Annotated in this window: 19 protein-coding genes; 7 read left to right on the top strand and 12 right to left on the bottom strand. The window is 66.7% G+C overall.

Going from position 1 to position 25,687, the window contains the following annotated elements; genetic code table 11:
• Positions 1-63 precede the first annotated feature (63 nt).
• The gene (gene hemN / locus J0A91_RS17955) at positions 64-1,407 is read left to right on the top strand and encodes an oxygen-independent coproporphyrinogen III oxidase (protein ID WP_069206039.1); all 1,344 of its coding nucleotides are present in this window, start codon (positions 64-66) and stop codon (positions 1,405-1,407) included.
• Position 1,408: 1 nt separating this feature from the next.
• Here the strand turns inward: hemN and J0A91_RS17950 are convergent, their stop codons facing one another.
• The 3 genes from J0A91_RS17950 to J0A91_RS17940 are packed head-to-tail and all read right to left on the bottom strand — an operon-like array spanning position 1,409 to position 5,047.
• Positions 1,409-2,419: a zinc-binding alcohol dehydrogenase family protein gene (locus J0A91_RS17950; RefSeq protein WP_069206038.1), complete on the bottom strand. Its 1,011-nt coding sequence runs from the start codon at positions 2,417-2,419 to the stop codon at positions 1,409-1,411.
• 3 nt (positions 2,420-2,422) lie between these two features.
• The gene (fucP, locus tag J0A91_RS17945) at positions 2,423-3,724 is read right to left on the bottom strand and encodes an L-fucose:H+ symporter permease (protein ID WP_338056894.1); all 1,302 of its coding nucleotides are present in this window, start codon (positions 3,722-3,724) and stop codon (positions 2,423-2,425) included.
• Positions 3,725-3,757: 33 nt separating this feature from the next.
• Positions 3,758-5,047 carry an L-fuconate dehydratase gene (locus J0A91_RS17940; RefSeq protein WP_069206036.1) on the bottom strand — a complete coding sequence of 430 codons (1,290 nt, stop codon included), beginning with the start codon at positions 5,045-5,047 and terminating at the stop codon, positions 3,758-3,760.
• 156 nt (positions 5,048-5,203) lie between these two features.
• Between J0A91_RS17940 and J0A91_RS17935 the strand changes: the two genes are divergently transcribed.
• Positions 5,204-7,582, top strand: a complete 2,379-nt coding sequence (locus J0A91_RS17935; RefSeq protein WP_069206035.1) for a glycoside hydrolase family 95 protein — start codon at positions 5,204-5,206, stop codon at positions 7,580-7,582.
• Positions 7,583-7,598: 16 nt separating this feature from the next.
• Here J0A91_RS17935 and J0A91_RS17930 read toward each other — a convergent pair whose 3' ends face one another.
• Positions 7,599-9,200, bottom strand: coding sequence for a carboxylesterase/lipase family protein (locus tag J0A91_RS17930; protein WP_069206034.1), 1,602 nt, complete (start codon positions 9,198-9,200; stop codon positions 7,599-7,601).
• Here J0A91_RS17930 and J0A91_RS17925 point away from each other — a divergent pair.
• From J0A91_RS17925 to J0A91_RS17905, 5 genes are all read left to right on the top strand, one after another.
• Positions 9,199-11,565 (top strand): TonB-dependent siderophore receptor, encoded by a 2,367-nt coding sequence (locus tag J0A91_RS17925; RefSeq protein WP_240502064.1) that lies wholly within the window; start codon positions 9,199-9,201, stop codon positions 11,563-11,565. The two genes, J0A91_RS17930 and J0A91_RS17925, sit on opposite strands and share 2 nt — an antisense overlap.
• Before the next feature lie 37 nt (positions 11,566-11,602).
• Complete coding sequence (locus J0A91_RS17920; RefSeq protein WP_150126955.1) at positions 11,603-11,917, top strand: hypothetical protein; 315 nt, start codon at positions 11,603-11,605, stop codon at positions 11,915-11,917.
• The gene (locus tag J0A91_RS17915; RefSeq protein WP_069206031.1) at positions 11,914-13,467 is read left to right on the top strand and encodes a PepSY-associated TM helix domain-containing protein; all 1,554 of its coding nucleotides are present in this window, start codon (positions 11,914-11,916) and stop codon (positions 13,465-13,467) included. Before J0A91_RS17920 ends, J0A91_RS17915 begins: the two co-directional genes overlap by 4 nt.
• A complete protein-coding gene (locus J0A91_RS17910) occupies positions 13,464-13,748 on the top strand; it encodes a DUF3325 family protein (protein ID WP_069206030.1) in 285 nt (94 codons plus the stop codon). The genes J0A91_RS17915 and J0A91_RS17910 overlap by 4 nt, the downstream gene beginning before the upstream one ends.
• A gap of 92 nt (positions 13,749-13,840) precedes the next feature.
• The gene (locus J0A91_RS17905) at positions 13,841-15,310 is read left to right on the top strand and encodes a lipopolysaccharide biosynthesis protein (RefSeq protein WP_240502063.1); all 1,470 of its coding nucleotides are present in this window, start codon (positions 13,841-13,843) and stop codon (positions 15,308-15,310) included.
• 133 nt (positions 15,311-15,443) lie between these two features.
• Here J0A91_RS17905 and J0A91_RS17900 read toward each other — a convergent pair whose 3' ends face one another.
• From J0A91_RS17900 to J0A91_RS17865, 8 genes are all read right to left on the bottom strand, one after another.
• Positions 15,444-16,301 carry an NAD(P)-dependent oxidoreductase gene (locus J0A91_RS17900; RefSeq protein ID WP_069206028.1) on the bottom strand — a complete coding sequence of 286 codons (858 nt, stop codon included), beginning with the start codon at positions 16,299-16,301 and terminating at the stop codon, positions 15,444-15,446.
• A gap of 13 nt (positions 16,302-16,314) precedes the next feature.
• Complete coding sequence (locus J0A91_RS17895; RefSeq protein WP_069206027.1) at positions 16,315-17,565, bottom strand: D-amino acid dehydrogenase; 1,251 nt, start codon at positions 17,563-17,565, stop codon at positions 16,315-16,317.
• Between the two features lie 21 nt (positions 17,566-17,586).
• Positions 17,587-20,064 carry a PAS domain-containing protein gene (locus tag J0A91_RS17890; protein ID WP_240502062.1) on the bottom strand — a complete coding sequence of 826 codons (2,478 nt, stop codon included), beginning with the start codon at positions 20,062-20,064 and terminating at the stop codon, positions 17,587-17,589.
• A gap of 103 nt (positions 20,065-20,167) precedes the next feature.
• On the bottom strand, positions 20,168-21,529 hold the full coding sequence (locus tag J0A91_RS17885) for a UdgX family uracil-DNA binding protein (RefSeq protein WP_069207461.1): 1,362 nt from the start codon (positions 21,527-21,529) through the stop codon (positions 20,168-20,170).
• A gap of 20 nt (positions 21,530-21,549) precedes the next feature.
• A complete protein-coding gene (locus J0A91_RS17880; RefSeq protein WP_069206026.1) occupies positions 21,550-22,791 on the bottom strand; it encodes a putative DNA modification/repair radical SAM protein in 1,242 nt (413 codons plus the stop codon).
• Positions 22,792-22,972: 181 nt separating this feature from the next.
• Positions 22,973-23,650: a monofunctional biosynthetic peptidoglycan transglycosylase gene (gene mtgA, locus J0A91_RS17875; protein WP_206364924.1), complete on the bottom strand. Its 678-nt coding sequence runs from the start codon at positions 23,648-23,650 to the stop codon at positions 22,973-22,975.
• A 108-nt stretch (positions 23,651-23,758) separates the two neighbouring features.
• Positions 23,759-24,664 (bottom strand): RNA polymerase sigma factor RpoH, encoded by a 906-nt coding sequence (rpoH, locus tag J0A91_RS17870; RefSeq protein ID WP_069206025.1) that lies wholly within the window; start codon positions 24,662-24,664, stop codon positions 23,759-23,761.
• A 57-nt stretch (positions 24,665-24,721) separates the two neighbouring features.
• Positions 24,722-25,669, bottom strand: a complete 948-nt coding sequence (locus J0A91_RS17865) for an RluA family pseudouridine synthase (protein ID WP_069206024.1) — start codon at positions 25,667-25,669, stop codon at positions 24,722-24,724.
• Positions 25,670-25,687 lie beyond the last annotated feature (18 nt).

The raw sequence follows: 25,687 nt of genomic DNA, 5'->3' as shown, positions 1-25,687 counted from the left end.
TTTCGGGCCGCTGGATTTGACCGGGATCAAGGATGGTCGCGCGAGGCCCTGCGACCAAAGTGCATGCGCCGCTATATCCCCGATCTCGCGAGCCGGTCCGTACCGCGCTATACCAGCTACCCGACGGCGGCGGAGTTTCACGACCGCGTCGGTGTCGCCGATCAGAGGGCTGCGCTGGATGCGGTCGCGCCGGGAACGCCGGTGTCGCTCTATGTCCACATCCCCTATTGCCATGAGATCTGCTGGTATTGTGGCTGCAACACCGGCGCGATCGGGCGGCCCGAGCGGATGGCGGCATATCTGGCCGCGCTGGGGCAGGAGATCGACGCGGTCGCGGCGCGGCTGCGCGGGCGCGTCGTCGCGGTGCATTTCGGCGGGGGCAGCCCCAATGCGGTGCCGGCGGAGGATTTCATCGCGCTGACCGATCTGCTGCGCCACCGTTTCGATTGCGCCGAGCGACTGGAGATCGCCGCCGAACTCGATCCGCGCACGCTCGATCGGGCGTATTGCGATGCGCTGGCGGAAGCGGGGGTGACTCGCGTCAGCCTCGGTGCGCAGACCTTCGCGCGGCACATTCAGGAGAAGATCAACCGGGTGCAGCCGTATGCGATGGTGGCGCGCGCGGTTGCCGATCTCCGCGCCGCGGGGATCGCGGCGGTCAACCTCGACCTGATGTACGGTCTGCCCGGCCAGACCGCTGACGATCTGACCGAGACGCTGGAGCTGGCGCTGGATCTCGCGCCCGACCGGATCGCGATGTTCGGCTATGCGCATATGCCGCGCCTGCTGCCGCGCCAGCGCATGATCGACGACGCGCTTCTGCCCGATGCCGCCGCGCGCTTCGGGCAGAGCACGCTGGCGCATGATGTGCTGACTGCCGCCGGCTACGCCGCGGTCGGGTTCGATCATTTCGCGAAGGCGACCGACAGCCTCGCGGTCGCGGCGGCGGAGGGGCGGCTGCGGCGCAATTTTCAGGGCTTCACCGACGAGCCGGGCGAGGCGATCGTCGGTCTCGGCGCGTCGTCGATCAGCCAGTATGCGGGGCTGCTCGTGCAGAATGAGAAGCATGTCGGCCGGTATCGGTTGCGCGCGGCCAACGGCGGTCTCGCGGGCGCGCGCGGGATCGTCCGGGCCGCCGACGACCGGCTGCGCGGTGACATCATCGAGCGGCTGCTGTGCGACGGGAGCGTCGATCTGTGCGATGTCGCCCGCGCGCACGGCGCTTGTCTGGGGCCGTTGCACGGCGCACTCGGCGGACTGCGCGAGCTTGTGGCGCACGATCTGGTGCGCGTTCAGGGCTGGCGCGTGACGGTGCGGGACGAGGGCCGAGCCTATGCCCGCCTCGCCGCCGCCGCGTTCGACGTCTATCGCCAGTCCGACGCGCAGCGGTTCAGCCGCGCGGTGTGAGTCAGACCTCGACGATCGCCTTGATGACACCGACGTCCGGGTCCATCCACTGGGTGATGACGTCGGGCAGATCGGCGAGCGCGGCGCTGTGCGTGTGCATCGCATCCGTTGGCACGCGGCCTTCGCGGATCAGCGCGATCACCGCCGCGAAATCATCGAGCGTGGCGTTGCGGCTGCCGAGCAGGGTGGTCTCGCGCTTGTGGAATTCGGGATCGCTGAAGGTGATGTCCGCCGCGACCACCGACACCAGCACGTAGCGCCCGCCGTGCGCGACATAGCCGAAGCCGGTTTCCATCGCCTTGGCGTTGCCGGTCGCATCGAACACCGCGTCGAAGAAGGCACCATCGCTGATATCGGCGAGCCGCTGCCGCGTGTCGGCATCAAGCGCCACCGCCGCGTGCGCGCCGAGCTTTTCGACGCAGAAGCGCGCGCGGGCCGCGTTGCCGTCGAGCACGGTGACATCCGCGCCCTGCAAGCCCGCGAACAAGGCCACCGCCATGCCGATCGGCCCGGCGCCGACCACCAGCACACGCTCACCGGCGGAAAGCGCGGCGCGCCTGACCGCGTGGTAACCGATCGCGAGGAACTCGACCATCGCCGCCTGATCGAGCGTGAGGCCGCTCGCGTCGAGCAGGTAGCGCGGTTCGATTGCGAGCAGTTCGGCAAGGCCGCCGTCGCGGTGGACGCCGAGCACCTGGATGTTGACGCAGCAATTGGTCTTGCCCTTTATGCAGGCGACGCAATGCCCGCAGAACAGATAGGGCATGATGCAGACCGGCGTGCCGGTTGCGAAGCCGCTCGCCGCGTCCGCCGCTTCGACGACGCCGGCCAGTTCATGACCCATCACGCGCGGATAGTTGAGATAGGGCTGGGTGCCGCGGAAGATGTGGTAATCGGTGCCGCACACACCGACGCGGCGGATGCGGACCAGCACCTCGCCGGGCGCGGGCACGGGGGCGTCGCGGGTTTCGAGAGCAAGCGTGCCGGGTTCGCAGCATGTTACGACGTGCATGGATCAATCACCAGAGTTGGATGGGAGAGGGCGGCGCAACGCGCCGAAAGCGAAAACGGCGATCGCGACGAACGCGACGGCGGGCACGAGCATCGCGGTGGCGATCGAACTGTGGTCGGAGGTCCAGCCCATCAGCGCGGTGAGCGCCGCGCCGCCGATGATCGCCATGATGATGAGCGATGCGCCGGCGCGTCGCAATGGCCCGAGACCTTCCACGCCGAGCGCGAAGATGGTGGGGAACTGGATCGACATGAAGAAGCTCGCCGCGACCAAGGCGTACAGGCCGATCTGACCGCCCGCCAGCGCGGCGACGGCGGCGAGCGCGCAGGAGAGAAGCGAGAACACCAGCAGCAGCGTTGCCGGTCGCACGCGGCCCATCAGCGCGGTGCCGGTGAAACGGCCGATCGCGAACAAGACGAGCGAGGCGAACAGCATGTCGGCGGCGGCGCGTTCGCCGAGGCTGGGTACGTTCGCTTCGGCATAGCGGATCGTGAAGCTCCACAACCCGACCTGCGCGCCGACATAGCAGAATTGCGCGAAGGCCGCCGCGAGCAGCCACGGCTTGCCGAACACGGCGGAGAAGGGCGGACGCGGGGCTGAACTCGCGGCCTCGCGGTCGCCCTCGGGGAAGCGCACCACGATCGCGGCGACCGCGAAGGCGAGCACGACCAGCGCGATGATGAGATACGGCGTCTGCACCGCCTGCACCTCGGCGCGGTAATAGCCGATGCGCTGCGCCGCCGACATGCCGGCGAGCGTGGCTTCGTCATGACGGATGCCGGACAGGATGAAGTTGCGGCCGACGAGGATGCCGGTGATCGCGCCGATCGGGTTGGCCGCCTGCGCCCAGTTGAGGCGGCGTGCGGCGGTGGTGGCATCGCCCAACTCGGTCATCAACGGATTGGCCGACGTCTCCAGAAAGGCGAGGCCCGAGGCGATGACGAACAAAGCGAGGAGGAACAGCTCATATCGGCTCGATGCCGCCGCCGGATAGAACAGCAACGCGCCGATCCCATACAACACCAGCCCGGTGACGATCCCGGCCTTGTAGCCGCGCGCGCGCAGCAGCAGCGAGGCGGGGATCGCGAACAGGAAATAGCCGAGGTCGAACACTTGCTGGACGAAGCTGGTCGCGAAATCGGTGAGGACGAACGCCTTCTTGAACTGCGCGATCAGGATGTCGTTGAGGTTGTTGGCCATCCCCCACAGGAAGAACAGGCAGACGGTGATCGCGATCGCCGCGGCATAGCCGCCGCGTGTCGTCGTGCGTTCCCGCGCGCCCGGGGTCTCCTCCATTGCCAGCATCGTCTATCCTCTCGTTCTTGGGTCAGCGGCGCTTCACGCCGTCGTATCGTTCTGAAAGCGGTATCGCACGAGTGTCTCGGGCTTCATCTCGATCGAGAAGCCCGGGCGCGTCGGCGGCAGATAGGCGGCGTCGCGGATCGTGCAGGGATCGAGGAAATGCTCGTGGAGATGGTCGACATATTCGATCACGCGGCCCTCGCGCGTGCCCGAGATGGCGACATAGTCGATCATCGCGAGGTGCTGGACATATTCGCACAGACCCACCCCGCCCGCGTGCGGGCAGACCGGCAGATCGTATTTGGCGGCCATCAGCAGCACCGCGAGGATCTCGTTGACGCCGCCGATCCGGCATGCGTCGATCTGAACGACATCGACCGCGCCGGCCATGATGAACTGTTTGAAGAGGATGCGGTTCTGGCACATCTCGCCGGTCGCGACCTTGACCTCGCCGATGCCGCGCCGGATCGCGGCGTGGCCGAGCACGTCGTCGGGGCTGGTCGGCTCCTCGATGAACCACGGCTTCGCGAAGGCGAGCGCATTGACCCAGTCGATCGCCTGATCGACCTCCCACACCTGATTGGCGTCGATCATCAGTGCGCGGTCCGGCCCGATCGCCCCGCGCGCGATGCGGAGACGGCGGATATCGTCGTCGAGATTGGCGCCGACCTTGAGCTTGAGGTGGTTGAAGCCCGCCGCGACCGCTTCTTCCGCGAGCCGCCGCAGCTTTTCATCCGAATAGCCCAGCCAGCCCGCCGAGGTGGTGTAGCAGGGGTAACCCTCGGCCTCGAGCGTGGCGACGCGCTCGGCCTTGCCGGCCTCGCGCGACCGTAGCAGCGCGAGCGCCTCATCGGGGGTGATGCAATCGGTGAGATAGCGGAAATCGACCGCGCGGACGATCTCCTCGGGCGACATCTCGGCGACCAGCCGCCACAAAGGCTTGCTGGCGGCCTTCGCCCAAAGATCCCACACCGCATTGACCACGGCGCCGGTGGCGAGATGGATCGCACCCTTGTCCGGCCCGATCCAGCGCAACTGGCTGTCGGAGGTGATGTGGCGCCAGAAACGCCCGGCGTCGGCGGTGATCCAGTCGAGATCGAGGCCCACCACCAGATCGCGCAGCGCCTCGATCGCGGCGACGCAGACTTCGTTGCCGCGCCCGATCGTGAAGGTGAGGCCGTGGCCGCCGAGACCCGGGACGTCGGTGTCGAGGATCACATAGGCGGCGGAATAATCGGGATCGGGGTTCATCGCGTCCGACCCGTCGAGCGACGCACTGGTCGGAAAACGCAGGTCGAGCGTGCGGAGGCCGGTGATGCGTGTCACGCGTCCATGTCTCTCACGATGATACGATAATCAGATTTCATATTTAAAAGTTAGGGCCAATCTTATAGGCTATCAAGCGTAAACACGTCGGCGAGCATCGCTTGCAAACGCGTTTTCACAACGACAAACGGTTTCAAACAATCGAGGTGGAGCGGGATGATCGACGAATCAGGAGCGGTCACACGCCGCGAGGCGGTCGCGCTCGCGCTGGCATCGGGTGGCGCCGGCGTGGTTGTTGCGGGCTTGCCTTCCGCCGCGGCCGCGACACCGGCGCAGGCGGCGAGCGAGACCTTGCTGTGGTACACGCGCCCCGCCGCCGTCTGGACCGAGGCGTTGCCGGTCGGCAATGGGCGGATCGGCGCGATGGTGTTCGGCGGGATCGGCGCGGAACGGCTCCAGCTCAACGAGAGTAGCTTGTGGGGCGGTGGCCCCTATGATCCGGTCAACCCGCAGGCGCGTGCCAGCCTGCCCGAAGTGCGCCGGCTGATCTTCGCTGGCCGCTACGCCGAGGCCGAGGCTTATGCCCAGGCGCATGTGATGGCGATGCCGCTCAAACAGACCAAATACAAATCCGTCGGCGACCTGGCGATCACGATGCCGGGGGTCACCGACGCGCAGGCGAAGGACTATCGCCGCGCGCTCGACCTCGACGCGGCGGAGGCGGTGACTCGCTTCACGCACGACGGCGTGCGCTTCACGCGCACGGTGGTGGCGTCGGCGATCGATCAGGTGATCGCGGTGCGGATCGCCGCCGACACACCCGGCAAGGTTTCGCTGCGGCTCGCACTGACTACGGGGATGAAGGAGTCGTCGGTCGTCGTCGAGGGGCGCAATACGATCGTGCTCAGCGGCCGCAACGAGCCCGACGAAGGCATTCCGGCCGCCTTACGCTTCGCTGCGCGGGTGCGCGTGCTGGCGCAGGGCGGCACGGTCGCTGCCGATGGCGCTGCGCTGACCGTGTCTCATGCGGACTCGGTGACGGTGCTGATCGCAATGGCGACCAGCTATCGGCGGTTCGACGATGTCGGCGGCGATCCCGACGCGATCACGCGCGCGCAGATCGCCGCCGCCAGCGGCCGGAGCTTCGCGCGTATCGCCGCCGATACCAGCGCCGACCACCGCCGCCTGTTCCGCCGCGTCGCGATCGACCTCGGCGCCACGCCAGGCCGCGCGCTGCCGACCGATCAGCGCATCGCCGCTGCGGTGACTCAGGACGATCCGGGGTTGGCCGCGCTTTATTATCATTATGGCCGCTATCTGTTGATCGGTTCGTCGCGGCCGGGCGGGCAGGCCGCCAATCTGCAAGGGCTGTGGAATGAATCGAACAACCCGCCGTGGGGCAGCAAGTACACGATCAACATCAACACCGAGATGAACTATTGGCCGGCGGAGACGACCAATCTCGCCGAGTGTGTCGAGCCGCTGGTGCGGCTGGTGCGCGATCTGTCGGTGACGGGCGGGCGCACCGCGCGCGAGATGTACGGCGCGCGCGGCTGGGTGGCGCATCACAACACCGATCTGTGGCGCGCGACCGCGCCGATCGACGGCGCGCCGTATGGATTGTGGCCGCTTGGCGGGGCGTGGTTGTGTACGCATCTGTGGGAGCATTATGACTTCCACCGCGACGCCGCTTTCCTCGCTTCGGTCTATCCGCTGATGCGTGGCGCGTGCCTGTTCTTCCTCGATACGCTGCAGGTCGATCCGGCGAGCGGGCATCTCGTCACCAACCCGTCGCTCTCGCCCGAGAATCCGCACGGGCATGGCGCGTCGCTGATCTTCGGGCCGACGATGGACATGGAGATCCTGCGCGACCTGTTCGACCAGACGATCGCAGCGGCGAAGATCCTTGGCACCGATGCCGCGCTGGCGGGCGAGATCGCGGCGGCGCGAGCGAAACTGCTACCGCTCAAGATCGGATCGGCCGGGCAGTTGCAGGAATGGCCGTTCGACTGGGACATGGGCGCGGAGGACATTCACCACCGCCACGTCTCGCATCTCTATGGGCTGTTCCCGAGCGACCAGATTGACCTTGACCGCACGCCCGCGCTGGCGGCGGCGGCGAAGCGGTCGCTCGAAATCCGTGGCGACCGCGCGACCGGGTGGGCGACGGCGTGGCGGATCAACCTGTGGGCGCGGCTGCGCGACGGCGACCACGCGCATGAGATCCTGCGCTTCCTGCTCGGGCCGGAGCGCACCTACCCCAATCTGTTCGACGCGCATCCGCCGTTCCAGATCGACGGCAATTTCGGCGGCACCTCGGGCATGACCGAGATGCTGCTGCAAAGCCAGGGCGGGGTGATCCGGCTGCTGCCGGCGCTACCGAAGGCGTGGCCGAGCGGATCGGTGCGCGGCCTGTGCGCGCGCGGCGGCTATACGCTGGATATCGCGTGGCGCGACGGTGCGCTCGCCTCGGCGACGATCGTCGCGACGCGGGCGGGGCCGGCGACGGTGCGCTATGGTGGGGTTTCGCAGCGGATCGAGTTGGTGCCGGGGCGTCCGGTCGAACTGACGCGGGCGCGGTTCCGCGCGGCCTGACGGTCTCCGCTTCGAATCAGGTGCCCGGCTGGATGTAGGGGATGCGGGCGAACAGTTCGCGTTGCCAGCGGCGCGGATCGTTCTCGACCCGGCTGTTCGCGTCGAAGACCATCGTCGCGCGGGTGGCGAGATCGTAGCGCGGCCACGCCGGCAGTCCGGCGTGGTTGGGGTCGCCGGTGCGGGCGAAGGCGACGAAACTGTCCTGCATCGCATCGGAGGCGGCGCGTGCATCCGGGCCGGTGCCCGCTTGCGAGCCGGTCGCGCCGAGCGTGCCGAACACGAGCGGGATGTCGATCGTATGGAAAGCGCCGCGCCGCGGATCGGTGCGCGAGGTGAAATCGACCTGATAGACCCAGGCCGGCGCGCCGGCGCGGGCGCGCTCCTCGGCCTCGATCACTTGTCCGCGCCAACTTCGCCCGGCGGTGCTCGCGGCGTAGAACACGTCGCTCGATGACCAGTCGGGGAACTGCGTGCGATATTCGCCGACGACCCATTCGGGCAGCACGTCGATCCGCAATTCGGGGGCGAGCCGGTCTGGCAGCGTATCCCAGGTCAGCGTCTTCGTGGTCTCAGGCGCGATGAAGCCGCGTGTCTCGTCATGCGTGTTGCCGAGGATTATCGGGATCGAGCGGCCGATCGGGTTGGCATCGGGCCAGAACGGGTGTCGGACCAGCCAGGTCATGTCGAGCACGGGCGCGAACGAGACCGCGCCGGCCATCACCGGATCGCGCGCGTGCAGCCCCTCGACAAGCCTTTCGGCGGGCATGTCGAGCAGCGGCTGGAGCGCGCCCGGTTTGACGCCGACCGCGTCGAGGAAGGCGCGCGTGCGCTCGGTCGCGTGGAGCGGGCCTTGCGCGGTCACCTGCTGGCCGCTCATCGTCGCGGCGCGGTGGAATAGGCCGGTGGCGGCGGGCATGCCGGTGAGCGTGGCGATCTTGGCGCCGCCGCCGGACTGGCCGAACAGCATGATCCGCCCGGGATCGCCACCGAAGGCGGCGATGTTGTCGCGCACCCAGCGCAATGCGCAGATCAGATCGAGCTGGCCGGCGTTGCCGCTGTCTGGGAAACGTGGATCGAGCCGTGCGAGATAGAGATAGCCGAACGCGTTGAGCCGGTGGTTGACGGTGACGACGACGACATCGCCGCGCCCGGCGAGCGTGGCGCCGTCATTGAGCGGATCGGTGACGCTGCCACCCGAATAGGCGCCGCCGTGGATGTAGAGCATCACCGGCAGCTTCGCGCGCGGCTCCGGGTTGGCGGTCCAGACGTTGAGGTACAGGCAGTCTTCGGATTGCGGAGCGTAGGCGTTGCCGGTTTGCGGGCAAACCGGGCCGAAGGCGGTGGCGTCGCGGTGCTTGCCCGGCGTGGCGTAAGGGCGTGGTGCGCGGAAGCGCTCGGCGGTGGCGTAGCGGATGCCGCGAAAGCTCCAGACAGGGGTGGAGACATTGCCAACCTGACCTTCGCCGACGAAGATGCCAGCGGGCGCGGTAACGCGCTTCGCGGCTGCGATGGCGCGGGCGGAGCGCGGCAGCAGTGCGAGCGTCGCACCGGCGGCCGCACCGCCGATCAGCGCGCGGCGGTCGATCACCGCCGGATGATTCTCTGGCGCGTGTGCCATGTCCGTTCTCTCCATCCGCTCTGTTTGGGCTGATGGTAAACCGGTGTCATCACGATTGGCAACGGCGCTGCGCTGGCGCGATCACTGTGGCTCATCGCACTTTCTGTCTAGTGATATTGATAATCGCTCTCAAATACGGCACTTGGCCGCCCTGAGACTTGATTCGGGGAATGGAATGACGCGTCATCTTTTCGCTGGCCTGCTGATGAGCACGGCCGTGTATTGTACCCCGGCATGGGCAGCGCCCGCCGTCGCCGAGGGTGCGAACGCTGTTGCGGACAGCGCCCTGAATGACAGCATCGATGATCGCGACACGATCGTCGTCACTGGCGCGCGGCCGCGCACCGAATCGTCGGCGGGCACCAAGAGCGTCGCGCCAATCGCCGAGACGCCGCAGTCGATCAGCGTCATCAGTTCAGCTGACATCGCGAATCTCGGTGTCGCCAATCTCAATCAGGCGCTGCGCTTTGTCGCCGGCGTCACCACTGAGCAGCGCGGATCGAGCGCCGAGGTGTACGACCAGTTCAAGCTGCGCGGGTTCGACGCGCCGCAATTCCTCGACGGATTGAAGCTGATCGGTGGCGCCGGCTATCTCAGCCCGCAGATCGACGTGTCGCGGCTCGACCGGATCGAGATCGTCAAGGGGCCGGCCTCGGTGCTGTACGGCCAGTCCGGCCCCGGCGGTCTGGTCTCGCTGACCAGCAAGCTGCCGCTCGATCAGGATTTCTACGGCGCGGTTTCAGGCACCTACGGCACGTATGATCTGTACCGGGTCGATGCCGATGTCGGCGGCAGCGCCGGTTCGTCGGTGCATTGGCGAGTCTATGGCAGCGTCAACGGCGCCCATACGCAACAGACCTTCAGCCGCCGCGAGCGCCAGACGATTTCGGGGGCGGTGACGATCGACCTCGATCATGCGACCAAGCTGACGCTGCTCGGCGCGTATTCGCACGATCCTGAGAACGGGAGCTACGGCGTGTTCCCCGCCTCGGGCACGTTCCTCGCCAACCCGAACGGCCAGTTGCCGACCGACCGCGATTTCGGCGAGCCGGGCAATTACTTCAAGCGCAATCAGGTCGCGGGTACGTATATCCTCAATCATGATTTCGGGTCGGGTTGGAGCTTCCGCGCGGCGGGCCGCTTTCAACGTGCTACGTCGCAGCTCGGTATCGTTTATGCGGCAGGGCCGCTGGCCGATGCGGCGACAAATCCGAATTCGACGCTCTACAACCGGGCATCTTACGCGACGCGGGAGCGCGGCACGTCTTGGGTGTTTGATAACCAGATGCACGGCAGCTTCGACACCGGCGCGTTAAAGCATGACGTGCTGTTTGGCGTCGATTACCAGACCGGCGACTCGTATGAGGCGTCCGCCTTCGGTTCGGGCACGGTGCTGAACGGCTTCGCGCCGGTCTATGGCACGATGCCCGTTCCGCAGGGGCCTGAGACCGTGCCGGACAGTTTTGGCGTAAGCATCCTGAAACCTCATCAGAAACAGACCGGCATTTATGCGCAGGACCAGATTTCGGTGGGTGGACTGCGGGTTCTGCTCAGCGGGCGCCAAGACTGGGCGGAGACGCGCGCTACCGAAGCGGCCGCGCCCGAGAAGTCCGACCGGTTCACCTATCGCGCCGGCATCCTCTACAAGACCGCATTCGGCCTTGCGCCCTATGCGAGTTATTCGACATCGTTCGAGCCACAGAACGCCGTGGTGGTTCGTTCTGACGGAACGCTTGGCGCGGCACGCCCGTCACTTGGCAAGCAACTCGAACTCGGCGCGAAATACATGGTGCCGGGCACCAGCATTCTCGTCACGGGCGCTTGGTTCCATATCAACCAGACGAATGTCGTGACGTACAATCCCATAACCTTCGTCGGTTTGCAGGGTGGCGAGGTCCGCTCGGAAGGCTTCGAGGTCGAGGCGAATGCGCCGCTGCCGCATGATTTCAACGCGCGTCTGGCGTTCAGCCGCCAGAAGGTTCGGACCGTGAAAGACACCGCCAATCCGGCGACGGTCGGCTATGGCATTCTCGGCGTCGGTCGCGGCGGCACCACGTTCAACCTCGAATGGGCGCCGCATACTGGCGATCTGGAAGGTTTCGCCATCGGCGGCACGGTGCGCCAGGTGGACAGCATTTCCGCGAGCAGCACTTCTGCGGTCAGCACGCCGGGCTTCACCGTGTTTGATGCGCTCGCGCGGTACAATCTCGGCAAGCTCTCGCCACGGCTCGACGGGCTGGCGCTCAGCGTGAACGCGGCCAACATATTCGACAAGAAGTACGTGACGACTTGCTACCTCGATTATGCGTGGTGCTGGTACGGCAATCGCCGCACCGTTCAGGGCACCATCTCGTACAAGTGGTGAACGGCATGATGTGTCCCGTCGTCCGCCGGAGCCTCGCGTGAGCCGGGTCGCGGCGGGGCGGGGTGCGCGCTGGCGGCATCGCGGCGACACGGCGTTGCGCGTGTTCGTGGCGATGCCGGGCGGCTACGCGGTGGCGAGCCTGTGGGCGATGGCGCTGGCGCGGGTGTTGCCGGGCGGCCCGGCGCAGGCGGCGGTCGCTGCGACTCTGGTCGCATTCGCCGTGTGTGCGGTGACGGCGATGTGGGCGTTCGCGGCGCGTAGCGGCTGGCGTGCATTCTGGACCGTGGCGCTCGCCGGGCTGGTCGCGGGTGCGATCACCTGGGGATCGATCCTCGCGGGCGGCCGGGCATGAGCAAGGGCTTCCGTCAGAGCCAGTCGACGCTCCATACGTGGTCCGGGCTGCTGGTCGGCTGGGTGCTGTTCGTCGTCTTCGTCGCGGGCACCGCCGCCTATTGGCGCGAGGCGCTCAACCGCTGGGCGCAGCCCGAACTGCCGCGCATCGAAGACCCGGCACGGGTGTTGCGCGGCGAGCAGGCCTTCCTGACGAAACGCTCGCCCGACGCCGTGTCGTGGTTCATCACCGTTCCATCCGAACGATCGGCGAGCGGTACGGTGTTCTGGGTGCCGGGTGCGAAGGAAAAGCCCGGCACGGCGCGCGGCGAGACGATCGCGATGATCGACGGCAATGGCCAGCCCGTGGTCGCGCGCGAGACGCGCGGCGGCGACTTCTTCTACCGCTTCCACTTCGACCTCCAGTATCTGCCGGTGATCTGGTCGCGCTGGATCGTGGGGGTGTGCGCGATGTTCATGCTGGTCGCGATCCTGTCCGGCATCGTCACGCACAAGAAGATCTTCCGTGATTTCTTCACGTTCCGGGGTAGCAAGGGCCAGCGGTCGTGGCTCGATGGACACAATGCCGTGGCGGTGCTCGGCCTGCCGTTCCACCTCATGATAACCTATACCGGCCTCGTCACGCTGATGACGATGCTGATGCCGTGGGCGGCGGTCGCCAACTATCGTGACCCGACCGCGTTGTTCACCGAGCTGTTCCCCCAGTCGGCCCCGGTTGCGCGGTCCGGCGAGCCAGCGCCGTTGGTCGACCTGACCGCGCTGCTCAAGGATGCCGAGCGGCGGCTCGGCGCGCCGGTCGAATATATCCAGGTCGCGTCGCCGGGCGATGCCGCCGCGCGCGTCACGCTGTCGCAAAGCGCCCACGGCACGCTCTCCAGCTACCCGCCGTCGCTGAGCTATGACGGGGTGAGCGGGCGGCTGATCTGGGTGTCGCCGCCGGTCGGCGCGGCGGTGCTGACGGCGGGATCGATGATCGGGCTTCATGCCGGGCGTTTCGCCGACGCGCCGCTCCGCTGGCTGTATTTCCTGTGCGGCGTCGGCGGGTCGATCATGGTGGCGAGCGGGCTGGTGCTGTGGACGGTCAAGCGACGCGAGAAACTGCCCGATCCGGCGCGGCCGCATTTCGGTTTCCGGCTGGTCGAGCGGCTCAACATCGGCTTCGTCGCCGGTTTCCCGACGGCCATGGTCGGGTTCCTCTGGGCGAACCGCCTGCTGCCGCTCGGCATGGAGGCGCGCGCGCAAGGCGAGATCAACGCGATGTTCGCGTTCTGGGGTGCGCTGATCGTCCACGCGTTCGTGCGCGCGCCGCGCCGCGCGTGGATCGAGCAACTCGGGCTTGCTGCTGGGCTGTTGCTGGCGCTGCCGGTTTATGACGCGCTGGCAACGCGCAAGGGGCTGCCCGCGACGATCGCGGCAGGCGACTGGACGCTGGCAGGTGTCGATCTCACGCTGCTCGCGCTCGGACTCGGTTTCGGCTGGGCGGCGCGCGCGGTGAGTCGCCATGCTCCCGTGAAACGGCACAGCCGCGCCCGCGCGATGGTGCTGGCATGATCGCGGCCACGTTCGCGGTCGCGGTGGCGGCTTTCCTGCTGTTCGCGTTCGCGACCGACCGGCAGTATCGTGCCCGGTTCGGCGAAGCGCTCGCGGCGCGGCGACAAACCGTGTTGCGCGGCGCGGCATGGGCGTGTGTCGCGACCGATTTCGCGCTTGCGTGGCTGGCATGGGGCAGGGTGTTCGGGCCGGTCGGCTGGATCGCGATGCTGATGGCGGGTGCGGCGGCGAGCTTCACATTGCTCAATTTTCTCGTTCCCGATCGGCGCGGCGGCCGGTAGCGGCGCTTTCTCTCGCGTTCTTCACTCTTCCTCCACTCTCGCGGCCATATGGGGTACATGGTGTTACGCGAGCATTCCAGCCGATGAATTCGATGACCGAGATACCGGTGGAAAAGACCTTCGCGTCGCAGATCGTGCAGGCGATCGCGTGGCGTTCGGGCAGTCAGGTGATCGCGCAACTCATCATGTGGGCGGCGACGTTCTTCGTCATCCGTATCCTCGACCCGCGCGATTACGGCCTGTTTGCCATGACCCAGAGCGTTCTGGTGTTCCTGAGCCTGCTCAACGGGCAGGAATTCACTGCGTCGCTGATCCGGACGCCCGAACTCGACAAGATGCTGATCCGGCAGGTGTTCGGCATCCTCGTGCTGCTCAACGGCGGGATCGCGCTCGCGCAGGTGATCCTCGCGCCGCTTGCCGCGCAATATTTCCATACGCCGATGGTCGGCAGTCTGCTGGTGGTGCAGGCGGCCCTGTACCTCGCGACCCCGTTCGTGGCGCTGCCGAGCGCGCTGCTCAGCCGCCAGCTCAATTACAAGGTGCAGGCCAAGGTCAACCTCGTCTCGGCGCTGATCGGCGCGGGCACGTCGCTCGGCTGCGCGCTGGCCGGATGGGGTGTGTGGACCCTGGTCGCCGCGCCGATGTGCGTGATCTGGTCGCGCGCGGTCGGCATGATGGTGGCGGCGCGGATCGACATGCTGCCGACCTTCCGGTTGAAGGGCGCAGGGGTGATCGTGCGCTTCGGCGGGGCGATGCTGCTCAGTTCGCTGCTGTGGCTGTTCCAGACTCAGGCGGATGTCATCATCGGCGGCCGCACGCTCGATGCGCGGCACCTCGGCCTGTACGCGGAATCGCTGTTCCTCGCGCAGATCGTGACGAGCAAGTTCGTGCCGCCGCTCAACGATGTCGCCTTTTCGGCTTACGCCCGCCTTCAGGCCGATCGCGCGACGACGGGCCGGGCGTTCGAGAAATCGGTTCGGCTCATCATGTTCGGCGCTTTGCCTTTCTATGTCGGGCTGGCGGCGGTGGCGGGGCCGTTCGTCGATGTCGCGCTCGGGCCGAAATGGGATGATGCGACGCCGATCGTGCGGCTGCTCGCCATCGCCATGCCGTTCCTGACCGTTCAGGTACTGTTCGCGCCCGCCACCACCGCGCTTGGCCACCCGCGCTTGCAGGTGTGGGGCGCGGCGGCGGGCGCGCTCATCATGCCGCTCTGCTTCGTGGTCGGCGTGCGCTACGGCGCGGTCGGCATGGCGTGGGGCTGGGTGGTCGGGGCGCCGCTGCACATGGCGATCACCGCTGCTTTCGCGATACCGATCATCGGCACCTCCGCGCCTGCGCTGCTGCGCGCGGTGATGCCGGCGGCGATCGCCTCCGCAGGGATGGGCGCGGCGGTGCTGGCGGTGTCCGAGCTGATCGCCGGTCTCGCGCCGCTGCCAACGCTCGCGATCCTCGTGAGCGTTGGCGTCGTGGTGTACGGCGTGCTGGTTCTGCTGGTCGCGCGACCGGTCATCGGCGAGTTCGCGAGCCTCATCGCGGCGCGGCGTGGAGTGGTGGCGTGAGCACCAACGCTGATTCTCGATACCGGGTATCCTACACCCGTTCGTGCTGAGCCTGTCGAAGCACGTGCCCAAAACCAAACACCGCGCTGCTTGGCACGCCCTTCGACACGCTCAGGGCGAACGGAGTGATCCGTCACCCGTCCCGAAGCAGCATTTCGGCAATCGCCGACCAGTCCTTCTCGCCCATGCCGGCATCGACCGCTTCGCTCATTCGCGTGCGGACCGTGTCGAGCATCGGCAGGCGCTTGCCGGCGGTGTCCGCCGCCTCGGTCGCCAGCCGCAGATCCTTGAGGCCGAGCTGCATCCGGAAACCGGGTTCGAAGTTCCCCGCTGCGATCGAGGCGCTGTACGTCTCGTAGATGCGGCCGCCGAAGAGGGTGCCGAGCATCAGTTCGAAGAACGCTTCGGTGGTGACGTCATTGTCGCCGACCAGCACCAGCGCTTCCGCCATCGCCTCGATCGCGAAGGTGATCATCATGTTGCCGGCGATCTTGGCGGCGTTGGCTTGGCGGGGGTGTTCGCCGAGCACCCAGATTTTCCGCGATATCGCTTCGAACGCGGGCCGGGCGGTCTCGATCGCGGCGGGGTCGCCGGCAACGACCACGCTGAGCTGCCCCGCCGCCGCCGCATCGGGCCGTCCGAACACGGGCGCGGAGAGATAGCCGATCCCCGCCGCCGCATGCGCCGCTGCCAGCTCCTCGGCGAAGGCGACCGAGATCGTCGCGGTGACGGCGTGGATCAGCCCCGGCCGCGCGTTGGCGAGCAGCCCTGCATCGAGCACGACCGAGCGGATCGCGGCATCGTCCGACAGCATCGTCAGCACCAGTTCGGATTGGAACACCTCGGCCGGCGTCTGGACCAGCCGCGCGCCCGCGATCGGCTTGCCGCCGTCGCCCGAGCGGTTCCAGATCCGCACGTCATGCCCGCCTTTGGCGAGGTTCTCCGCCATGCCGCGCCCCATCGCGCCGAGTCCGATCAGTCCGACCTGCATTTCATACGTCCTTTCAGTAGCGATCGAGCGAGAGATCGCTTGTTTCGATGTCGGGCGCGCGGCCGCCGATGATGTCGGCGACGATCCGACCCGATCCGCACGCCATCGTCCAACCGAGCGTGCCGTGGCCGGTGTTGAGGAACAGGTTGGGGAGGGCGGTCTTGCCGATGACGGGTGTGCTATCCGGCGTCATCGGGCGCAGGCCGGACCAGAACGTTGCCGCGCGTAAATCGCCCGCGTTCGGGAACAGCCCGCCGACCGAATGTTCGAGCGTCGCGCGACGCGTTTCGGGCAACCGATTGTTGAAGCCGGAAATCTCCGCCATGCCGCCGACGCGGATGCGATCACCGAGCCGGGTGATCGCGACCTTGTAGCTTTCGTCGAGCAACGTCGAGACCGGCGCGCGCGCCGGATCGGCGATAGGCACCGTGATCGAATAGCCCTTCACCGGGAATACCGGCAGCTTCAGCCCAAGCGGCCGCACCAGCGCCGGTGAAAAGCTGCCGAGCGCGACCAGATAGGCGTCCGCTGTCAGCCGCCCGCCATCGGTGATGACGCCGGTGACACGGCCGCCTTCGTTTTCCAGCCGCGTGATCGTGCGGCCGTATCGGAACGTTACACCTTCAGCCGCAGCGAGGTCGGCGAGGCGGTTGGTGAATTTGAAACAGTCGCCGGTCTGGTCATGCGGCAGCCGCAAACCGCCGACGATCGGCACGTCGCTGTGCGCGAGGCCAGGCTCTGCGGCGAGGCAACCGGCGCGGTCGAGCAGTTCGAACGGCACGCCGCCGTCCCTGAGCACGGCGATGTCCTTGGCGGTGCCGTCGAGTTGCCTGGCTTCGCGAAACAATTGCAACGTGCCGAGCACGCGTTCGTCGTAGCGGATGCCGGTCTCGGCACGCAGCGCGTCGAGACAGTCGCGGCTATATTCCGCCACGCGGACCATCCGCGCCTTGTTGATCGCATAGCGCTCGGCGGTGCAGTTTTGCAGCATCGCGACCAGCCAGCGTAGCATCGCCATGTCGAACTGCGGGCGCAGCACCAGCGGCGCGTGGCGCATCATCAGCCACTTCACCGCCTTTTGCGGGATTCCCGGCGCCGCCCACGGCGAGGCGTAGCCAGGGGAAATCTCCCCGGCATTGGCGAAACTCGTCTCCAGCGCCGGCCCCGGTTGACGATCGACCACCGTCACCTCGTGTCCGGCGCGCGCGAGATACCACGCCGAGCTGACGCCAACCACGCCGCTGCCGAGGACGACCACTTTCACTCCGTGCCCACTCCAATACGATCAGCTATCGCGCAACAACCGATCGACGCGCGCGACAAGGTCGTTCACCGCGAAGGGTTTGGTCAAGACTTCCATACCGTGCCCGATATGGCCGTGGTTGAGAACCGCATTCTCGGCATAGCCGGTGATGAACAGGATGCGCAGATCGGACACCACCTCACGCGCGCGCTCTGCCACCTCGCGGCCGTTCATGCCGCCGGGCAGGCCGACATCGGTGATGAGCAGATCGATATCGCCGGCGCCGCGCAAAATCTCGATTCCCTCCGCGCCGGTCGCCGCCTCGGCGCAGGTATAGCCGAGCTCCTCGAGCGCATCGACGACGAGCATCCGCACGCTCGGTTCGTCATCGACGATCAGGACGGTTTTTTCGGCGGCGGTGCGCAGCGTTTGTAATGCGCTCGGTTCGGGTTCGGATGGCTCCTCGTCGCCGAGGTTGCGCGGCAGATACAGGCACACCATCGTACCCTGGCCGACCTCGGAATAGATGCGGACGTGGCCGTGGCTCTGCCGGGCGAAGCCGTACACCATCGACAGGCCAAGGCCGGTGCCCTCGCCGAGCGGCTTGGTGGTGAAGAACGGATCGAACACGCGGTCGAGAATATCCTTCTCGATGCCGCAGCCGGTATCGCTGACGCTGATGGTGACATATTGGCCGGGTTCGAGGCCGTGCGCCTTGGCGGTCTGCCGGTCGATCCAGCGGTTGGCGGTTTCTATGGTGATCCGGCCGCCGTCGGGCATCGCGTCGCGCGCGTTGATGCACAGGTTGAGGATCGCGTTTTCGAGCTGGTTGGCATCAACCAGCGCCGGCCACAGCCCGGCGGCGGCGACCGTCTCGACCTCGATCGCTGGGCCGGCAGTGCGCTGGATCAGCTCGACCAACTCGCTCATCAGCCGGTTGATGACGATCGAGCGCGGGCTGAGCGTCTGGCGCCGGGAAAAGGCGAGCAGCCGGTGAGTCAGTGCCGACGCGCGGCGGGTCGCGCCCTGGCCTGCGGTGAGATATTTCTCGACGTCGCGCGCGCGGCCTTGTGCGAGGCGTGTGCCGATCATCTCGAACGATCCCGATATGCCGGCGAGCAGATTGTTGAAATCATGCGCCAGTCCGCCGGTGAGTTGCCCGACCGCCTCCATCTTCTGCGCCTGGCGCAGCGCCTCCTCGGTCGCGCGGAACCGGTCCTGCTCGCGCAGGCGATCGGTCACGTCATAAGCGAACTGGAACACGCCGATGCGTTCGCCCTCGACATTCCGCAAGGCGTTGAAGCGCAGTTCGTAGGAGCGCGTTTCGCCATCGGGACCGTCGATCTGCGTGACGGTGACGAACTCCTCGCCGGCGAGCGCCGGCGCCCAGGACGCTCGCATCAACGCCGCGTGGTCGGGTCGGTCGGCGAGCAGCCCGAACAGATTGTCGCCGACATGGGGCAGCACGCCGAACAGCCGCTCGAACTCGCGCGCGGCGGCGCTGTTCATCGCCAGCCAATTGCCCTCGAGATCGACGATCGTGACGAAGGCGTGCGTGGCCTCGACGACATCGGCGAGCAGCCGGCGCTCGGCGATCGCCTCGGTCACGCGCGCTTCCAGTGTCTCGTTGAGGCGGATCAGCGCGAGTTCGGCGTCGCGGCGCGCGGTCACGTCCTGGAACAGCACCGCGACCTGCTTGCGGCTGGCGGGTTCGATGCGGAAGGCGGACAGCGACAGATAGCGGCCGGTCGCCTCCAGTTCGCGTTCGAAGCGAATCGGTTCCCCGGTTCGCAGCACGCGGCCGTACCGCTTTACCCAGTCGTCGGCCTCGTCGCCGACCATCTCGCGCAGCTTCTTGCCGACCACGTTGGGAATGCCTGTGTTGAGAGCATAGGCCGCGTTCGCCTCGACATGGACATAGTCGCTCAACGGACCATACGGGCCATCGCAGAATTCGATGATGCAGAAGCCTTCGTCCATCGTATCGAACAGCGTCCGGTAGAGATCCGCCTGTTCGGTGCGTTCGCGGATCGCGCGGCGCATCTCGAACTGGCTCATCACCTGATTGGCGAGAACCTTCAGCGCGCGCTGCTGCAACTCGCTGAGGTCGCGCTGCTGCGTGTCGAGCACGCACAATGTCCCGATCGGCAGTCCCTCGGCGGTCTTGAGCAGCGCGCCGGCGTAGAAGCGCAGGCCCGACGCCGCCGTCACCAGCGGATTGCGGTTGAACCGCGCGTCGGCGGTCGCATCGGGGACGAGCAGGAAATCCTGTTCGAGAATCGCATGTTGGCAGAACGAGGTTTCGAGCGGCGTTTCGCGCACGCCAAGCCCGACCTCGGCCTTGAAGAACTGGCGGCCGGCGCCGATCAGATTAATGACGCCGATCGGGGTGCCACACAGATCGGCGGCAAGGCGCGCTACCTCGTCGAACGCCGGCTCGCGCGGCGTATCGAGGATGTGGTAGCTGTCCAGCGCCTCCAGCCGACGCCGTTCCCGGTCGTCCGCGTCCATCTCACTCATGTTGTCGCATTTCCGCTGTTGCCCGCCCGACCGGGACGGGCGTGTTCAAGATCGCGAGGCAAGCAACGCACTTCCGCGCGGTATGATCCGGCGCGAGCTTGATCTATGTGTGAGCGGCGGACTTCAGATCGGCGACAAAGCGGGCGTATTCCTCGGTCCTGGCGACCGGGTCGGGCAGACGCAGCAGATAGCTCGGATGGACGGTGATCCACGCTTCACCGCCGCCGGGGAGTTCAAGCGCACGGCCGCGTTCCCGGCTGATCGTTACCGCCTTGCCGAACAGCGACCGCGCCGCCGTCGCGCCGAGCGCGACCGTTCGCTTGGGCCGCAGCAGGGCGCGCTCCTGCTCGATCCACCAGCGGCAGGCGGTGATTTCGCCGGCATCGGGCTTGGCGTGGATGCGGCGTTTGCCGCGCTGTTCGAACTTGAAATGCTTGACCGCGTTGGTGACGTAGATGGTGCCGCGATCGATCCCGGCTTCGGTCAGCGCGCGGTCGAACACTTGGCCGGCGGGGCCGACGAACGGGCGGCCGGCGAGATCCTCCTGATCGCCCGGCTGCTCGCCGACGAACATCATCGCTGCGTCGACCGGCCCTTCGCCAAACACGGTCTGGGTGGCGTGTTCGTGAAGCGGGCAGCGCGTGCAGCTCATCGATTCTTCGCGCAAGGCCGCCCACGCCGCTTCGATATTACCGCCCGCCTTGGTCCGCGCCGTCTCCACCATGCCCGCCTCCCGCGCCTGTGCGCCTGCAATCAACTGCGGCACCAACGCGGTTTCGGGCATGTTTTTCCAATATTTGCGCGGCATCTCCTTGAGCATCATGCCGACCTTCAGCCGGGCCGGGTTGAAGATCGCGGCATAATAGCTCTGCCACATCGCTTCGACGGGATCGCCATCGGGGGCCTCGGCCTTGGTGGCACCCGGCCCCTCGGCGAGCGTCGCGCCATCCCAATGGATCGACACCTCCGGGGTCAGGATCGACCAGCGCATCGCCGCGAACCGGTCCATGAAAAACCCGGCGTTGGCGCGGACGATGTGGAAATCGGGTTCGAACCACGCGACGAAGCGTGCGCCATCGGGCTCGACGACTTCGCGAAAGCGGACGAACGCGCGCATCTTGTGGATGTCGCGACGGACCTCGCGGGCGAGACCCTCGACGCGGCGTACCAGCGGATCGGCGGCATCGTCGAGCAGCCCCGGCCGCACCAGCAGCGTGTGGAGCAACGCGAAGCGTTCGCGATCGGTGTGGAGGATCGCTTTGCGGGCGAGATCGACAAAAGCGCGCGGCACCGTGAAATTGGCGGCCGAAGCGGTTGCGGGGGCTTCCGACCCGAACAGTTCGCCCGGCTGGTCTCCGACGCGCCACACGATCCGCTCGGGCGCGACGTGATCCTGAACTGCAGCGCGGACACCCTCGCGCCAGCCGTCGAAATCGTCCTCCGCGTCGAGCGCGATCACGCGCATTGCGTCGGCCGTGCGCATCGTCACCCGAACAATTCCATCTGCTTCGCCGCCGGTTTGGGGAGCTGCAGATCGGCCTTGTCGGCGAGCGCGACCGGCCGCCAGTCGCTCGCGATCAGGAAGGGACGCACCTTGGCGAGCGAAACGGTGAGCCGCCCGATGTCGGCGAGGGTGAGCCGCCGTCCGCGCCGAGCGGCGACGATCTTGTCGACCGCGCGCGTGCCGAGGCCGGGCACGCGCAGCAGCATTTCGCGCGGGCCTGTGTTGACATCGACCGGGAAGGCGCCGCGGAATTTGAGCGCCCAGGCGAGCTTGGGATCGATGTCGAGCCGCATCATGCCATTGTCATCGGCCGCATCGGCGACCTCACCGGGCTTGAAGCCGTAGAAGCGCATCAGCCAGTCAGACTGGTACAGGCGATGTTCTCGCATCAGCGGCGGGCGCTGGAGCGGCAGCACAGCGCTTGCATCTGGGATCGGCGAAAATGCCGAGTAATAGACGCGCTTGAGGTTGAACGATCCGTACAGCCCGGCAGCGCGCGAGACGATGTCGCGGTCGGTCGCGGCGTCGGCGCCGACGATCATCTGGGTCGATTGCCCGGCGGGGGCGAAGCGCGGCGCGGACCTGTAGTGTTTCTTCGCGTCGGCGGTGTCGAGGATCGCGTCGGACATGCCGGCCATCGCGTCCTCGATGCGATCCTGCGACTTCTCGGGCGCGAGCCGCTTGAGACCGCTTGCGGTCGGCAGTTCGACGTTGATCGAGATGCGGTCGGCATGAAGCCCGGCCTGGTGGATCAGTTCGGGATCGGCGTCTGGGATCGTCTTGAGGTGAATGTAGCCGCGAAATTCATGATCCTCGCGCAAGCTGCGTGCAACTTCGACGATTTGCTCCATCGTGTAGTTCGACGAGCCGATGATTCCCGAGGAGAGGAACAGGCCCTCGATGTAGTTGCGGCGATAGAAGGAGAGGGTGAGCCGCACCACTTCATCGGTGGTGAATCGCGCGCGGCGGACGTTGCTGCTCTTGCGGTTGATACAATAATGGCAGTCGAAGATGCAGCTGTTGGTGAGCAGGATCTTGAGCAGGCTGATGCAGCGCCCGTCCGGCGCATAGGCATGGCAGATACCCATACCGCTATCGGTCGAGCCGATCCCCTTGCCGTCGCGCGAGGTGCGCTTGACCGAGCCGGACGAAGCGCAGCTTGCGTCGTATTTGGCGGCATCGGCAAGAATCTCGAGTTTCGCGCGGGTATCGAGCTGGGCCATACGTTCTGTATATGTTCTAATCGGTTGGATGTCGAGCGGCCATCATCTTTGACCGCTTATCAGGTCCAATCACCCCCACCGTTCGCACTGAGCTTGTCGAAGTGCGTATCACGATGGACGCCGCTTTGGGCACGTGCTTCGACAAGCTCAGCACGAACGGGGAGACGGGGCTCGTCGCGATCTACCGCAGGCAGGCATCCAATCCGTCGTTGCGCACCACACCGACGCGGCGCGACAGCACATTGCCGTGGCGGCGCACGAAGCCGTGGGGATCGATCACCGCGCGCTTCTTGGGCTGGGGCAGCACCGCCGCCATACGACCGGCCTCGGCGGGGGTCAGCGAAGAGGCGTCGTGGTGGAAATAGCGCATCGCGCCGGCGTTGACGCCGTAGGTGCCGATCCCCGTCTCGGCGACGTTCAGATAGACTTCCATGATGCGGCGCTTGCCCCACAGATTTTCAATGAGGACGGTGAAATACGCCTCCAGCGCCTTGCGGGCATAGCCGCCGCCCTGGATGAGAAAGACGTTCTTGGCGGTTTGCTGGCTGATCGTCGAGCCGCCACGGATACGGCCGCCGCGCGCGTTGCGCAGATAGGCTTTCTCGATCGCGGCGACATCGAAGCCGTGGTGCGAGCAGAAGCGCGAATCCTCACCGGCGATCGCGGCGCGCGGCATATCGGGATCAATCCGCGATAACGGCATCCACGATTTGGTGATGCCGTGCCCGCTCAAGCCATCGGCCAGCATCGTCAGCGTCACCGGCGGCGGCACGAAGCGGTACACGATCACCATCGCCACCGAGAGGATCAGGAAGCCAAGCACCAGCTTGAACACCCAACCGATCAGCCGGAGGATCATCGATCGCCGCCGGTGCGGTGAAATATCGTCATGTGTGGTCCGGCTCGGCGGGGCGTGGGCGGTTTGGCATGCCGCATCATCACGCCCCGCGCGCCGATCCGCAAGCGCTCAGGCGGCGACGAGCATGCGCTTGTCGCCGGCGAGCCGCATCATCGCCTTTTGCAGCTTCTCGAACGCGCGCACCTCGATCTGGCGGACGCGTTCGCGCGACACGCCATAGACCTGGCTCAGCTCTTCGAGCGTTTTCGGCTCGTCGGTGAGGCGGCGTTCGGTGAGGATGTGCTGCTCACGCTCGTTGAGGTCGGTCATCGCGCTTTCGAGCATCGCGTGGCGGACGTCGGCCTCCTGCGCGTCGGCGACGATCGTGTCCTGCAACGGCGAATCGTCCTGAAGCCAATCCTGCCACTGGCCGTCGCCATCCTCACGCATCGGCACGTTAAGCGAGGTGTCGCCACCCATCGACATGCGACGGTTCATGCTCGTCACCTCGGCCTCGGTCACGCCGAGATCGTGCGCGATCTTGGCGAGATGCTCGGGGCTGAGATCGCCGTCCTCGAACGCGTCGAGCTTGGACTTCATGCGGCGCAGGTTGAAGAACAGCTTCTTCTGCGCAGCCGTGGTGCCCATCTTGACGAGGCTCCACGAGCGCAGGATGAATTCCTGAATCGACGCACGGATCCACCACATCGCGTAGGTGGCGAGCCGGAAGCCGCGATCGGCCTCGAACTTCTTCACACCCTGCATCAGCCCGATATTGCCCTCCGAGATCAGCTCGGACACGGGCAGGCCGTAGCCGCGATACCCCATCGCGATCTTCGCGACGAGTCGCAGGTGCGAGGTGACGAGCTGCGCTGCCGCATCGGTATCGCCATGCTCTTCGAAGCGCTTGGCGAGCATATATTCCTGCTCGGGCGCGAGGATCGGAAACTTCTTGATCTCAGACAGATAGCGGTTGAGGCTCGCCTCACCGCCAAGAGCGGGGATCGTCGCCGGTACGTTGCTGCCGGTGGCCATGATCAATCTCCCTTAATGACGAACGTCCCGATAGCGTGGCGACGTCCGCGCTTGAACCTATACGTTGAGACTATCGAACAGTTCCTGCATGTCCGACGGCATTTCGCTTTCAAATGCCAAAGCGTTGCTTTCCAGCGGGTGAATGAACCCCAGGCGGGCGGCGTGCAACGCCTGCCGGCGGAAATTCAAGGTTTCCAGAATGGGCCGGTGTCCCGGTTTTGTTCTACCATAGACCGGGTCACCCAGCAAGGGATGGCCGATCGAGGCCATATGGACGCGCACCTGATGCGTGCGCCCGGTCTCCAGCCGGCACTCGACGAGCGCGGCATCGCGCAGCCGGGTGAGCGTGCTGAAATGGGTGACCGCCCGCTTGCCGCCAGCGACGATCGCGACCTTCTTGCGGTTTTGCGGGCTCCGCGCGAGCGGCGCGTCGACGCTGCCCTGCGCGGGGGTCGGCCTGCCCGAGACGATCGCCTTGTAGCGGCGGTCGATGCTGTGGGCCGCGAATTGCTTGGCAAGGCCCACGTGTGCACGATCGGTCTTGGCGGCGACCATCAGGCCGGAGGTGTTCTTGTCGATGCGGTGGACGATGCCCGGTCGCGCGACTCCGCCGATCCCTGACAACCGCCCCGCGCAGTGATGGAGCAACGCATTGACGAGCGTGCCGTCGAAATTGCCCGCCGCCGGGTGGACGACGAGCCCGGCTTGCTTGTCGATCACGATCAGATGATCGTCCTCGAACACGACGTTGAGCGCGATGTCCTGCGGTTCGTTGTGCGCGGGCTGGGGATCGGGGACGGTAACGTGGTAGCGCCCGCCCGGAACCGCCTTGCTCGCCGGATCGCGCCGCAGCACGCCTTGTGCGTCGGTGACGGCGCCGCTCGAGATCAGCGCCTTGAGCCGCTCGCGCGAGATTGTCGGCAGCGCATCGGCGAGCGCACGGTCGAGCCGCAGCCCTTCAGCGTCGGCGACACATGCTTCGATAGTGGAAACCCCCCGGTCCATAGGATAGGAATCTGGGGG

Source organism: Sphingomonas panacis (assembly GCF_001717955.1).
Lineage (GTDB): Bacteria > Pseudomonadota > Alphaproteobacteria > Sphingomonadales > Sphingomonadaceae > Sphingomonas > Sphingomonas panacis.
The sequence above is the reverse complement of the archived record's forward strand: the minus strand, read 5'-3'. Positions and strand labels throughout refer to the sequence as shown.

Bases quoted from the DNA above. Each gene is read 5' to 3' on its own strand.
- fucP (WP_338056894.1), bottom strand. From the start codon at position 3,724: ATGCTGGCAATGGAGGAGACCCCGGGCGCGCGGGAACGCACGACGACA.
- rpoH (WP_069206025.1), bottom strand. From the start codon at position 24,664: ATGGCCACCGGCAGCAACGTACCGGCGACGATCCCCGCTCTTGGCGGT.
- mtgA (WP_206364924.1), bottom strand. From the start codon at position 23,650: ATGATCCTCCGGCTGATCGGTTGGGTGTTCAAGCTGGTGCTTGGCTTC.
- J0A91_RS17880 (WP_069206026.1), bottom strand. From the start codon at position 22,791: ATGGCCCAGCTCGATACCCGCGCGAAACTCGAGATTCTTGCCGATGCC.
- J0A91_RS17935 (WP_069206035.1), top strand. From the start codon at position 5,204: ATGATCGACGAATCAGGAGCGGTCACACGCCGCGAGGCGGTCGCGCTC.
- J0A91_RS17905 (WP_240502063.1), top strand. From the start codon at position 13,841: ATGACCGAGATACCGGTGGAAAAGACCTTCGCGTCGCAGATCGTGCAG.
- J0A91_RS17900 (WP_069206028.1), bottom strand. From the start codon at position 16,301: ATGCAGGTCGGACTGATCGGACTCGGCGCGATGGGGCGCGGCATGGCG.
- J0A91_RS17910 (WP_069206030.1), top strand. From the start codon at position 13,464: ATGATCGCGGCCACGTTCGCGGTCGCGGTGGCGGCTTTCCTGCTGTTC.
- J0A91_RS17865 (WP_069206024.1), bottom strand. From the start codon at position 25,669: ATGGACCGGGGGGTTTCCACTATCGAAGCATGTGTCGCCGACGCTGAA.
- hemN (WP_069206039.1), top strand. From the start codon at position 64: ATGCGCCGCTATATCCCCGATCTCGCGAGCCGGTCCGTACCGCGCTAT.
- J0A91_RS17925 (WP_240502064.1), top strand. From the start codon at position 9,199: ATGTCCGTTCTCTCCATCCGCTCTGTTTGGGCTGATGGTAAACCGGTG.
- J0A91_RS17930 (WP_069206034.1), bottom strand. From the start codon at position 9,200: ATGGCACACGCGCCAGAGAATCATCCGGCGGTGATCGACCGCCGCGCG.
- J0A91_RS17885 (WP_069207461.1), bottom strand. From the start codon at position 21,529: ATGCGCGTGATCGCGCTCGACGCGGAGGACGATTTCGACGGCTGGCGC.
- J0A91_RS17950 (WP_069206038.1), bottom strand. From the start codon at position 2,419: ATGCACGTCGTAACATGCTGCGAACCCGGCACGCTTGCTCTCGAAACC.
- J0A91_RS17890 (WP_240502062.1), bottom strand. From the start codon at position 20,064: ATGAGTGAGATGGACGCGGACGACCGGGAACGGCGTCGGCTGGAGGCG.
- J0A91_RS17915 (WP_069206031.1), top strand. From the start codon at position 11,914: ATGAGCAAGGGCTTCCGTCAGAGCCAGTCGACGCTCCATACGTGGTCC.